General features: G+C 71.6%; 12 protein-coding genes. 3 read left to right on the top strand and 9 right to left on the bottom strand.

Features of this window, described 5'->3' with window-relative positions; genetic code table 11:
* Positions 1-65: 65 nt before the first annotated feature.
* From LX16_RS02070 to LX16_RS02055, 4 genes are all read right to left on the bottom strand, one after another.
* Positions 66-743, bottom strand: a complete 678-nt coding sequence (locus tag LX16_RS02070; RefSeq protein ID WP_147132261.1) for a RibD family protein — start codon at positions 741-743, stop codon at positions 66-68.
* Positions 744-951: 208 nt separating this feature from the next.
* On the bottom strand, positions 952-1326 hold the full coding sequence (locus LX16_RS02065; RefSeq protein ID WP_147132258.1) for a hypothetical protein: 375 nt from the start codon (positions 1324-1326) through the stop codon (positions 952-954).
* 312 nt (positions 1327-1638) lie between these two features.
* On the bottom strand, positions 1639-2328 hold the full coding sequence (locus LX16_RS02060) for an RICIN domain-containing protein (RefSeq protein ID WP_147132254.1): 690 nt from the start codon (positions 2326-2328) through the stop codon (positions 1639-1641).
* A 571-nt stretch (positions 2329-2899) separates the two neighbouring features.
* Entirely contained in the window at positions 2900-3820 is a 921-nt protein-coding gene (locus LX16_RS02055) for an alpha/beta fold hydrolase (protein WP_147132251.1), read from the bottom strand.
* Between the two features lie 213 nt (positions 3821-4033).
* Here LX16_RS02055 and LX16_RS02050 point away from each other — a divergent pair, with 213 nt between their 5' ends.
* The 3 genes from LX16_RS02050 to LX16_RS02040 all read left to right on the top strand — a co-directional run bounded on the left by LX16_RS02050 (position 4034) and on the right by LX16_RS02040 (position 6739).
* The gene (locus tag LX16_RS02050) at positions 4034-5242 is read left to right on the top strand and encodes a hypothetical protein (protein WP_147132248.1); all 1209 of its coding nucleotides are present in this window, start codon (positions 4034-4036) and stop codon (positions 5240-5242) included.
* Positions 5243-5292: 50 nt separating this feature from the next.
* Positions 5293-5796, top strand: a complete 504-nt coding sequence (locus LX16_RS02045; protein ID WP_147132245.1) for a hemerythrin domain-containing protein — start codon at positions 5293-5295, stop codon at positions 5794-5796.
* A gap of 169 nt (positions 5797-5965) precedes the next feature.
* A complete protein-coding gene (locus tag LX16_RS02040; protein WP_147132242.1) occupies positions 5966-6739 on the top strand; it encodes a SigB/SigF/SigG family RNA polymerase sigma factor in 774 nt (257 codons plus the stop codon).
* 30 nt (positions 6740-6769) lie between these two features.
* On the opposite strand, the gene LX16_RS02035 is transcribed toward LX16_RS02040, so the two are convergent.
* The 5 genes from LX16_RS02035 to LX16_RS02015 are packed head-to-tail and all read right to left on the bottom strand — an operon-like array spanning position 6770 to position 11373.
* Complete coding sequence (locus LX16_RS02035) at positions 6770-7714, bottom strand: glycosyltransferase family 9 protein (RefSeq protein ID WP_147136862.1); 945 nt, start codon at positions 7712-7714, stop codon at positions 6770-6772.
* Positions 7705-8388, bottom strand: coding sequence for an SDR family oxidoreductase (locus LX16_RS02030; RefSeq protein ID WP_147132238.1), 684 nt, complete (start codon positions 8386-8388; stop codon positions 7705-7707). Before LX16_RS02030 ends, LX16_RS02035 begins: the two co-directional genes overlap by 10 nt.
* The gene (locus LX16_RS02025; RefSeq protein ID WP_147132236.1) at positions 8385-9788 is read right to left on the bottom strand and encodes a PfkB family carbohydrate kinase; all 1404 of its coding nucleotides are present in this window, start codon (positions 9786-9788) and stop codon (positions 8385-8387) included. Before LX16_RS02025 ends, LX16_RS02030 begins: the two co-directional genes overlap by 4 nt.
* On the bottom strand, positions 9785-10366 hold the full coding sequence (locus LX16_RS26845) for a D-sedoheptulose-7-phosphate isomerase (RefSeq protein WP_170283838.1): 582 nt from the start codon (positions 10364-10366) through the stop codon (positions 9785-9787). Before LX16_RS26845 ends, LX16_RS02025 begins: the two co-directional genes overlap by 4 nt.
* Positions 10363-11373 carry a glycosyltransferase family 9 protein gene (locus LX16_RS02015; RefSeq protein ID WP_147136859.1) on the bottom strand — a complete coding sequence of 337 codons (1011 nt, stop codon included), beginning with the start codon at positions 11371-11373 and terminating at the stop codon, positions 10363-10365. The genes LX16_RS26845 and LX16_RS02015 overlap by 4 nt, the downstream gene beginning before the upstream one ends.
* Positions 11374-11384: the final 11 nt, after the last annotated feature.

Genomic DNA, 11384 nt, shown 5'->3' with positions numbered 1-11384 from the left:
CCGGGCGCATGCGGCGACCGGAAGGTCGGAGTCGTCCGATCACTCAAGGTGACGATCCGTCCAGTCTATCCGCTGAGGGCGGTCCGGTTCACGATGTACCGCAACGACACCATGTCGCCCAGTGCGCGGCACTCCACCAGCCGCAGCGGACTGTCCGGGCCGTACGGGAAGTCGCCGGTGCCGGGAAACCGGGGCGCCTCGGGATCTCCGATGAGGAACGGCGCCACCGAGAGGCGCAACTCGTCGACGAGCCCGGCCGCCAGCAGTTGCCGGTGCACCGAGGCACCGCCCTCCACCATCAGGCGCGCGACACCCCTGGCCGCGAGGTCGGACAGGACCCCCGGCCATCCGGTGGCCCGCACCACGGTCGCCGCCTCGGCCACCCGGGCGGACACCGCGGCTTCGGGATCGGTGACGTAGACGAGTTTCCCGACGTCGCCGGCGGTGAAGAAGGCGGCGTCGGGGTCGAGGTCGCCCCGCCGGGACACGGTGACCTTCAGAGGCGACTCGGCCCGCCCCTCCGCCAGCCGCCGCGCCCGCGCCTCCGCCGACCGGACCAGCAGTCGTGGATCGTCGGCCCGGACCGTGCCCGCGCCGACGAGTACCGCGTCGGCCCTCGCCCGTTCGGCGTCGACCTCGGCGAAGTCGGCGGGATTCGACAACAGGAGCCGCCGGTCGGTCGTGTCGTCCAGGCAGCCGTCCAACGACGTCGCCGCCGACAGCAGTACGTACGGCCGGTTCACGTCACTCCTTCGAGAACGGGTGGCATCGGACTCCCCAGCCGACACCACCCGCACTCATCATGACCGGCCGGAGCCGTCACCCGCCAGCGACGCGCCTGTGATCTTCGTCGGCGTCCACGGCGGGCCGGCGGCCGATCCGCCGCCGACTCCCGCTGTGCCACCGGGGTTCCGGTGCCCGGGCCGGTCGGATCCCGGCGGGGCCGCCGGTTCAGTGGAACGAGTTGTGCTGGGTGTTCCCGTCCCCCACCTGCACGCCCTTGGCGTCGGAGAGGTCCAGCCGGTACTTCCCGGCCTGACCGGTCAGCGACAGGAGCCGGCGCGCCAACTCCACCGCCTCTTCGTCCACTGTGACTCCGGCGGCCCGGAGTCTTGTCTCCCAGACGCCGGGATCGGTCTCCTCCGCGGTCAGGATCTCACCGGACCGTTCTTCGTCCGCCACGCCGCCACCCAGCAACGCCTTCAACCGGTGGTAGGCGTCGACCACCACCGCCGACGCCGTCTCCGAGACACCCGCCACCAGACCGGATCCGATCGCGCCCGCTCCGGCGGCCAAGGCGGTGGAGATCAGTTCGAGTTCGGACATCGGCACCCCCCGGGCTCGTCCATCTTCAGTTCGGCCCGTCTCGATCCCCGCCCACGGCGACGGTGAGTCCGCGTCCCTACGCGCCGACCGGGACGGCCGCGGTGGGACGGTGGGTTCACTGACGAGCCCTGAGGCCAGGATACCCGCTGGCGGGCCGGATCCACTGACGTGAACCCGATCGAGGACGACGTTCCGAAACACGGGCGTCCTCTCCGAGTCGGTCACTCGGGCCGACGCTCCCACCCGATCCCACGCCGAGGCGTCAGGCGACATCGTCCGAACCGGTCAGGCGTCATCGGCCGGACCGGCGGGTCACACCGGACGGAACCTCATCGGCTGGGTCGCCGACTCCGAACAGTTCGCGGTGGCCACGACCTTTCCGTCGGTGAACTCGTAGTCCTCGTACACGTCCATGCACTGCTCGCCCACCGACTGCAGGCGCACGGTCCCGTCGGCGGCGGGCAGCAGCGTGAACCGCTGAAGCGGATCGGCCGGATCGCACTCGGCGGGGCCGTAGTAGTCGATGCCCGCCTCCTCGCCCTCCTGTGGACCGTCCACCCGCAGGCACGATCCGGCGAGGTCGGGGAGCCCGAAGCCGATCGTCACGGTCCCGTCGGTGCCGGTGGTCAGCGTCAACAACGCCGCGTCACCGTCACAGGCACCCCGGGCAAGTACCTGACGTTCGTACCCGTCGCCGCTGCCGGAGATCCGCAGGCACTCGTCGTCCGCCTGATGGATCTGGTAGGTGCCGTCCCCGGGCGGTGCCGGTGGCGCGGACTCGGTGACGTCCTCCGAAGGGGCGGGGTCGGTCTCCGAGGCGATCGTGGCGTCGTCGCCCTGGAAGGTCACCCACAACAGGGCACCCACCAGCACGACCGCGACCACCACGACGGCGACGATCACCGCCACACCACCGCGCGACGCGTCGAGTGCCGACCGGCTTCGCGCCCGGATCACCTCCGGTGTCGAGGGAGCGTCCTCTCCACGCCAGTTACCCGTCATCCTCAACCCTTCCCGTCGCGGCGGCACGTCTGGGGAGCACCACTCTGCCATTGCGGGCGGTGCCGACGACATCCGATGGACCGCAACCGAACGACCGGCCACCCTCGACACCCCGGTCCCGGCCGGCCGCGCCCGTGGACGCCGGCGTGCCACCGGTGGGCCGGTTGCGGTACCTCGGACGGACGACTGCCGCCATACCGTGGGAGGGTTTGCGCCGTTCAACGGCGGGGTACATGTCCCTTGTGGGGTCAAGCAGTCGGCCCTCCGGCCACTCGGCCTGCATGCACAGGGCCCGAGGCGGGTGGCCGAACAACGAAGGGGAGGAAACGCCACGGCCCGCCCGCCGGGCGGAATGACGAGACACGGCCGCCCGTGGTGCGGAACGACACCGGAACGGTCCACACGGGATCGACGCGTCGGCGCGCCCGCGCCGCCCGGTAGCGAGTCGTCTTCGTGGAACGGGGACCGGGACGGTGAACGGCGGCATGGGGGTGCCACAGGACGAGAGCGAACCGGATACGGTCGGCCGTGCGCCGACGGGCCGGTGACCACGTCGCCGTGAACGGCCCGATCAGGGGGTGCGGCCCAACAGGTCGCCACAGAACGAGGCCACCGCCCGGTTGACCACCGTGGGTTTCTCCCACGGCATGAAGTGACCGCAGCCGGGCACCCAGAACGGTCCCACCAGCCGTGGGAAGGCGATCGCGGCCCGTCGTTCGACGTGCGACGGCTCCCCCACGGTCACCTGGTCGGGGCCGATCAGCATCAGGGCGGGTTGCCGTACCGGCCGGTCGACCAGTTCCGGAGCCGACACCGGGCGGGTGCCCATGACGACCTCGTAGTCGGCGAACGACGCCCGCAACCGGTCGGCGTCCGCGTACGGGGCGGTCAACACCTCCAGGTCGGCCTCCGAGAAGGCGTCGGGCGGGCACCACATCCGGTGCCCGAAGAACTCGGCGATGTAGCGGCGCCGTTGCGCAGGGGTGGCCAGTTCGGCGACCAGTTCGTCGGCGTGCCGGCCCTGCCGCCGCTGGTAGTCGTAGACCGCCGGTTTGGGCGTGCCGGACGGGATGCCCGCCGCCGCGAACTCCTCCGGCAGGTCCGGCATGGAGTCGTCCAGGATCACCAGGCGGTCCACCCGGTCCGGGTACCGGTTGGCCATGTCGATGGCGATCATCGCGCCGAGGTCGTGTCCGGCCACCACGAAGCGGTCCCACCCGAACGCGTCGCACATCGCGATCAGGTCCCGGTTGAAGGCGGCGAAGTCGTAGAAGCCGTCGGGCGCGAAGTCGGAGTCGCCGTATCCGCGCAGGTCCGGGGCCGCCACGTCGAATCCGGCCTCGGCCAGCGGTCCGATGTTGTGGGACCAGATCAGGCCGGTGCAGGGAAAACCGTGAACCAGCAGCAGCGGCACGCCGCCGTCGCCCCGTCGTCGTACCGCGAGTCGGTGTCCGTCGGCCACGGTCACATGCCTGATCGGTGTGTCGGTCATACGTCATCTTGACCGCCGGATGCGACGGAATCCACCGCGACCGGCCACGGGGTGGTTGAGGTCTCCCCGGATCCGGAGGAACCTCACGTGACACGTCATCGTCGCCGCACCCCCGGCACCGGCACTCCCGCGAAATCACCGCCCGGCCGCGCGTTAGCGCGCCACGTCCCTGGGTAGCCGAGCACGGCAAACCCGCGACGCCATGGAGGCCGGATGTTCAACCCGTTGGACCACAGGGGCACACCGCTCGACAAGCAGGTACGCACGTTCCGGGAGCTCGACGTGGCCCCCATCGACCCGATCGACGCCGACCCCTACACGCGCTGCCGCATCATCACCATGAACGGGATCGAGGTCGAGGCCGTCCTCTTCAGCCACCAGTTCGCCCGGCACTGCACCGACCCGGACGTGCGGGCGAAACTGGCCGGGATCCGTTACGTGGAGGCCCAACAGCAGAAGGTCGTGAACTGGCTGCTGCCGGGGATCTCCAGTCCGCTGGAGACCACCATCGCGTACGAGCAGGTCGCCGTGGACCTCACCGCGTGGGTGTCCCGCCAGGAACCCGACCCGTACCTGAAGCAGGCGTACGAGTTCGGTGTGCTGGAGGACTTCGACCACCTGTACCGGTACGCGAACCTGTTCGAGATGGTGGAGCGGCGGAAGGCGAGAAAGGTGGTGGACGACCTCACGGAGGTCATGCCCGGGCGCCCCACCGCGCTACACCACCGCGACCCGGTCGACAACCTGCGCGAGCCCTACGACAAGTCGTCCGCCGCACCGATCTCGCGGCTCCACGCCTTGACCGTCATGGCGGCCGAGCAGCAGACCATGAACTTCTACATGAACGTCGGACCCCAGTACATGGAGCCGATCGCCAGGCAGCTCTACCAGGAGATCGCCCTGATCGAGGAGGAGCACGTCACCCATTACGAGTCTCTGGTGGACCCGGCGGAGACCTGGTGGGAGCAGCTCGTCACCCACGAGTACAACGAGTGCTACCTCTACTACTCCTTCATGCAGCAGGAGACCGATCCCCACGTCAAGTCGATCTGGGAACGGCACCTGGACATGGAGGTGGCCCAACTCCAGGCCGCCTGCGAGCTGATGAAGCAGCAGATGGACAAGGACCCGGCGTCGATCCTTCCCGAGACGCTGCCCGAACCGGTGCGGTTCGAACCCAACAAGGCCCTGCTACGGGAGCTGTTGGCCACCCAGATCGACCTCACGACGTTGGGGACGGGGTACGTCACCGAGGCGCACGAACGTTTCGAGCGGATGCAGGAGAGGCTGATGGCCGGTGAGGCTCCGGCGAGCGACCGCGTCATCGAGGAACACCGGCGCGTGTTCGGAGACGAGTACCGCGTGGAGGCCGAGGGACCGCACCCGGTCGAGAGCCTGCGGACGGACGCGTCGCATGCCTGACACCACCGTCGTCACCGAATCCGTCCCGCACGGCGCGAGAGGAGACCGTCATGGCTGAGGACTCCGTGGACCTGCTGCTCGACCAGCACGGCCGCATCGACGACCTGTTCGTCCGGATCAGCAAGGCGGCTCCCGCCGACCGGGGTGAACCGTGGCGTGAACTACGGGGACTGTTGACCGTCCACGAGACGGTGGAGGAGGAACTCGTCCACCCGGTCGCGGAGTCGTTGTCGGACGGCACCGCCGAGGTCGCGGCCGACCGGGTGGCGGAGGAGGTGGGCGCCGAGGAGCTGCTGCGCCGGCTCGCCGACGTCGACCCGGAGTCCGACGAGTTCCCCCAGGCGTTCAAGGCGCTGCGGACCGCCGTACTGAGCCACGCCGCCCACGAGGAACGCTACGAGTTCCCCCGGTTGAAGGCGTACCGGAGTGACGAGCTGGCCGCCCTGGCACCGCGGGTGGCGGCGGGACTCGGTGTCGCCGACGACACGGGCGACGACCCGCCCGAGACGATCAAGGAGCGGGTCGCCGAAGCCGTCCGGGAGGCCGACGCGTAACCGGTGGGACGGTCCGGACCGTCCCACCGGAACCGGCGAAACCGGCCCGAAGCGGGCGTGCCTGTGGATAGGCTGCCCCGTGGCGTCGCCCGAACGGGTGCCGCCGGGGGCTCAGGGCAGCGGGCTCCACCGAGACACGGTGTTCCACCGTGGACTGACGGGGGATTCCATGGTGACATGCGCCGGTAACCGGTCCGGCCGATCGGTTCCGCTCGACGACACACTGCGATCACTGGGCCGCGCGACGGACCCCGGACAGCGGTCCCGGTTGCGGCGGACCGCGATCGAGGCGGGACTGCCGTTGGCCGACCGGCTGGCGGCACGCTACTTCCGTTCGGGTGAACCGAACGACGACCTGCGACAGGTGGCCAGGCTCGGCCTCATCAAGGCCGTCGACCGCTACGACCCCGACGTGGGCACCTCGTTCGCCGCGTTCGCGGTACCCACGATCGACGGCGAACTGAAACGCCACTTCCGGGACAAGGGCTGGGCGATGCGCGTGCCGCGCCGGGTCCAGGAGGTGCGGTTGCAGATCAGAGCCGTCCAGGAGACCCTCGCCCAACGGTTGAAGCACACTCCCAGCATCGACGACATCGCCGCCGAGGTGGGGTTGTCGCGTTCCGAGGTCATGCTCGGCCGCCACTCCGACCAGCTCTACAACGTCGGGTCGATCAACAAGGCGGCCCGGTCGGAGTCCTCCTGCGACTGGGAACTCGGCGACCTGGTCGGCGACTACGACCGGGACCTGGACGCCGTGGAGGCGAGGCTCACCGTGCGCAAGATGCTCCGGGAGCTGCCGCTGGTGCAACGCAGGGTGCTCTACCTGCGGTACTTCGAGAACATGAGCCAGGTCGAGATCGCCCGCCGGGTGGGCGTCTCCCAGATGCACATCTCCCGCCTGATCCGCCGCACCCTCGCCGGACTGCGCTCCTGCTTCGACTGAAGCTCGACGTCCGCCCGGGCGCCCGGCCCGTCAGCGCGGCACCGGCGAGGCCAACACCTCGTCCACCACGGCCAGCACCCGGTCGGGGTGGAGCAGCAGCAGTCCCGGATCCGGCCGGTCGCCGAGCGGGTCGCCGACGTCACCCGCCCACATCACCCGGTGCCGGGTCCGCTCCGGCGGCGGCCCCCAGCGTTTCGGCGGTGTCGGGCCGAACAACAGCACCGACGGGGTGCCGAACGCCGTCGCCAGATGCCCGACCCCGGTGTCGCCGCAGATCACCAACCGAGCGGAAGCGACCACCGCCGCCAGCTCCGCCAGTCCGGTACGGCCCGCCAGGACCTGCCCGGCCCCGAGCCCGGTGCCCCGCGCCACCGCCGCCGCCAACCCGCGTTCGGAGGGGCCACCCGTCACCACGACGCGGTGCCCGCGTCGGTGCAGTTCCCGCACCACCCGGTGGAACCGGGACGCCGGCCAACGCCGGGCGGGGTACGCCGCGCCCGGGTGCACGACGATCGCACCCGCCTCGGCGTGCGGGGCGACCGGTGGAAGACCCAGGTCGCCCCGGTCGGCGGTGACACCGGTGTACTCCACCAGCCGGCACCACCGGTCGACCTCGTGCAGCTCGTCACGCCACGGCGGACCGTCCACGTCGGGACGTTCCGGATGCCGGTGACTCAACAGCCCGGGCGCGCCGGTCGCACGCAGGTCGTCGATGCTCTGCGGGCCGCTGCCGTGCAGGTTCACCGCCAGCTCCGGGACGGGCGCGGGCGCGCGGAGTGCGCCGAGCCCGGCGGTGGGCCACAGTTCGTCGACGGCGTCGATCATCGCGACCAGTTCCGCGAGCCCCTCCGGCGCGGCGAGCAGGACGCGACGGCCCGGTGCGGCGCGCCGTAGCGCACGCAGTGCGGGCACGGCGGTCAGCAGGTCGCCGACCCCCAGTGCCCGCAACACCAGGACCGGCCGGGTCACGGCCAGGAGCTCTCTTCCGACGAACACACCACGAGTTCACGAACCTCGCAGCCGGGCGGCTGCCCCAGCGCGAACAGCACCGTGCGCGCCACGGCCGCCGGGTCGTTGAGCTTCGCGTCGGCCGGTGGCCGGTACTGCTCGGTCCGGGAGTCGAAGAACGCCGTGCTCATCCCGCCGGGGATGAGCAGCGTGACACCGACACTGCCCGCGGTCTCCGCCGCCAGCGCCCGGGTGAACCCGACGACGCCGAACTTGGCGGCGCAGTACGCGGTGGCGTCGCTGACGGCCTTGATGCCCAGTGTGGAGGCGCAGGTGACTACCGTCCCGTGTGACTCGATCAGGTAGGGGAGCGCGGCGCGCACGACCGCGGCGGTACCCAGCAGGTTCACCTGGACGACCCGTTCCCAGTCGGTCGCGGGCACGTCCTCCAGCCGACCGCACACGTCGATCCCGGCGGCGGTGAAGACGCCGTCGATCCGGCCGTGCCGTCGCGCGAACTCCTCCACGGCACGTTCGGCCTCACGGCCGTCGGCCAGGTCGGCCTTGACGAACTCGTAGGTGGAATCGGGTTGCCTGACGTCGATGACCAACGGCACGCCGCCGGCCTCGTGGACGGCGTCGGCGGTGGCCGCGCCGAGCCCCGACGCGCCGCCGGTGATGATGACGTTTCCTGTCGTCATACGGACTCCTCCTGGTATTCGATGGTGCCGGCGGTGCGGCCGAGCAGACCGGTCGTGGAGTAGCCGTCAAGGGTCGGGAGGATGACGACCCGTCCGCCGTGCCGGTGCACCACGGGGGTCTCCGGCAGAGTCCGCTCGTCGTAGTCGCCGCCCTTGACCCAGACGTCCGGCCGGATGGCCTCCAGGACCGACACCGGGGTCGGTTGAGCGAAGATCGTCACCGCGTCGACCGGTCTGAGCGCCTGCAGTTGCCGCGCACGGTGTTCGGCGGGGATGATCGGACGGTCGGGACCCTTCAATTGTCGCACCGATTCGTCCGAGTTGAGGCACACCACGAGTGCGTCGCCCAGCTCGCGCGCGCGGGTGAGCAGGGCGACGTGTCCGGGGTGGAGTACGTCGAAGCAGCCGCCGGTGGCGACGAGCCGGCCGCCGGTCCGGCGGATCCGGTCGGCGAGGGCGAGACCGTCGGTGTCCGCCGCGGTCTCGGTCAACCGGTGGAGGGGGATGTCGGTCCTCGACACGGTGACGCTTCCCGCGCCGCCGGCCGCGACGAACTCCGACGCCGAGGCCACCGCGTGCGCCACCGCGTCGGCCAGCTCGCGTCCACTGTGCAGGGCACCGGCGGCGGCCACCGCGAAGCGGTCACCGGCGCCGCAGGTGTCGAGGTCGGGCCGCAGCGGTACCAGGCCGCGCACCGGGACGTGGACGGCGGCGGCGTCGTCGCGCGCGAGATAGGCGCCGTCGTCTCCCACGGTGACGGCGACGGCCCGGACGTTCCACAACCGGCGGAGTCCGGTCGCCCGAGTGGCGGGGTCGCCCTCGCCCGGCAGGAAGTGCGCGGCCTCACGCCGGTTGGGGCACACGACCGTCGCCCCGGGAACCGGCGCGGTGCCACGCGGATGCGGGTCCCACACGAGCGGGACGGTGTCCGCCGCACCACTGGCCAGCGCCCGCACCTCCGGGTGCGCCGTGACACCGTGCCCGTAGTCGGCGACCAGGACGGCGCCCGCGGCGCGCGCCACGTCGCCGGTGCGCGGCGGCAGCGGCTCGGCGCTGACCGTGCCGGCCCCCTCGTCGAGTCGTACCTGCGGCAGTCCCGCCGCGTGGACCCGCGTCTTGGTGATCGTGGTGCCGCGCCAGCCCAGGTCCAGGATCTCGACCCGGTCCGACAGCAGGGCGCGCAGTTCCCGGCCCGCCGGGTCGCTCCCCAACGCCGTCAACAGCACGACCTCGTGGCCGCAGCCGGCGGCGAGCCAGGCGGCGAGGCCGGCCCCGCCGGGGCGGCAGCGTCGTCCGGCGACGTCGACCACCGGAACGGCCGCCTCCGGGGACAACCGGTGCGAGGGGCCGTCCACGTCCACGTCCAGGAGGGCGTCACCGATGATGAGGAGCGGCTTCATGATCCCTGCTTCAAGGTCTCGTCGAAGACGGCGCACAGCGCGTGGATGATCGCCAGGTGTGCCTCCTGGACGGTCGGCACGCTGGTCGTCTCCACGGCGATGTACTCGTGACTGGCCGACGCGAGCGGGTTCGGCGTCGGCCCGGTCAGCGACCACACCGTCAACCCGCACTCCTGGCCGATCTTGGCGGCGGCGACCGCGTTCTGGCTCCGTCCGCTGGTGGACAGGACCACGAGCACGTCACCGGGCCGCCCGTGGGCCTGCACCTGCCGCGCGAACACCTCCTGGTCGCCGTAGTCGTTGACGATGGCGGTGACCGTGGAGGTGTCGGCGTGCAACGGGATCGCCGAGAAGGGCGCGCGGTCGTCCTTGAACCGCCCGACGAGTTCGGCGGTCAGGTGCTGCGCCTCGGCGGCGCTTCCACCGTTGCCGCAGGCCAGCAGCCGGCCGCCGCCGCCCAACACGGTCACCAGGTGGCGCCCCCAGTGGCGCACGGTGTCGGCCGAGTCGAACATGCGCGTCATCGTGGCGGACAACTCCCGCCAGTGTTCCTCCACGGTGGAATCCGGATTCGTCATGCGACTGACTCCATTCGGTTCGAGACGGCGTCCTCGGCGGAGGTCAGTTCCGCCACGGCCCGGATCACCTCCGCGTCCGGGATGCCGTCCAGGCACGGATGCCCCGGTACGGGGCACTGCCGGGCACGACTGTCCCGGCACGCCGCGGTCCGGTCGCCGAGCAGGACGTGCGGCACCCGGTACGGCGCCCACCGCTCGGCGGGCACCACGGGCGCGAACAGGCTCACCACGGGTGTGCCGACGGCGGCCGCCAGGTGGGCCGGTCCGGTGTTGGGCGCCACCACCGCGCGGGCGCCGGCCAGTACCGACGCCAACTGCGGCAGGTCGGTGCGACCGCCGAGGTCGAGACCGTGTTCACCCGCCACCTGCCGGGTGAGGACGGCGTCTCCGGGCGCACCGGTGACCACGATCCGGTGACCGGCCCCGGTCAACGCGGCGACGAGCCGGGCCGAACGCTCCGGGGTCATCTGCCGTGCCGGTACCGACGCCCCCGGATGCACCACCGTGTACGGTTCCCCGCCGACGAGCGGGGTCACGTCCGGAAGCGGCCGCCGCACCTTCAGGCCGCCGTGGTCTCCCTCGGGGAGGTCGAATCCGGCGGCCCGGGCGAGGCCGAGTGCCCGCTCCGGTTCGGGAATGTCGTCGGGAACCCGGTGCCGCAGGTCGAGCAGCGAACCGGGGTAGTCCTCACTGACGGCGCCGATCCACGGGATCCCCGCCATCCGCAGCACCATCGCCGTCGGCAGCGGCGACTGGTGGAACGACGTCAGGATCAGCGCGGCGTCACACCGCAGCCTGCGGAGCCGTTCCGACAGTTCCAGGATCATCGGCCGGGTCACCCGAGGCGGCTCCAGGTCGATCCACGGCGCCCGCCAGCTGTACACCCGGTCCACGCCGGGCAGCAGTTCCGCCGCCCGGGCGCCGTGCGGGCCCGCCAGCATCACCACGGATCCGGCACCGGCGGCGACGGCCCGCACACACGGGCCGGCCAGCAGCACGTCGCCCATGTTGTCGAGGC

The organism is Stackebrandtia albiflava, from assembly GCF_007994225.1.
GTDB lineage: Bacteria > Actinomycetota > Actinomycetes > Mycobacteriales > Micromonosporaceae > Stackebrandtia > Stackebrandtia albiflava.
The sequence above is the reverse complement of the archived record's forward strand: the minus strand, read 5'-3'. Positions and strand labels throughout refer to the sequence as shown.

Excerpts from the sequence above, each read along its gene's own strand:
- LX16_RS26845 (WP_170283838.1), bottom strand. The coding sequence starts at position 10,366 with ATGACGAATCCGGATTCCACCGTGGAGGAACACTGGCGGGAGTTGTCC.
- LX16_RS02065 (WP_147132258.1), bottom strand. The coding sequence starts at position 1,326 with ATGTCCGAACTCGAACTGATCTCCACCGCCTTGGCCGCCGGAGCGGGC.
- LX16_RS02040 (WP_147132242.1), top strand. The coding sequence starts at position 5,966 with ATGGTGACATGCGCCGGTAACCGGTCCGGCCGATCGGTTCCGCTCGAC.
- LX16_RS02055 (WP_147132251.1), bottom strand. The coding sequence starts at position 3,820 with ATGACCGACACACCGATCAGGCATGTGACCGTGGCCGACGGACACCGA.
- LX16_RS02045 (WP_147132245.1), top strand. The coding sequence starts at position 5,293 with ATGGCTGAGGACTCCGTGGACCTGCTGCTCGACCAGCACGGCCGCATC.
- LX16_RS02025 (WP_147132236.1), bottom strand. The coding sequence starts at position 9,788 with ATGAAGCCGCTCCTCATCATCGGTGACGCCCTCCTGGACGTGGACGTG.
- LX16_RS02060 (WP_147132254.1), bottom strand. The coding sequence starts at position 2,328 with ATGACGGGTAACTGGCGTGGAGAGGACGCTCCCTCGACACCGGAGGTG.
- LX16_RS02030 (WP_147132238.1), bottom strand. The coding sequence starts at position 8,388 with ATGACGACAGGAAACGTCATCATCACCGGCGGCGCGTCGGGGCTCGGC.
- LX16_RS02015 (WP_147136859.1), bottom strand. The coding sequence starts at position 11,373 with ATGGGCGACGTGCTGCTGGCCGGCCCGTGTGTGCGGGCCGTCGCCGCC.
- LX16_RS02050 (WP_147132248.1), top strand. The coding sequence starts at position 4,034 with ATGTTCAACCCGTTGGACCACAGGGGCACACCGCTCGACAAGCAGGTA.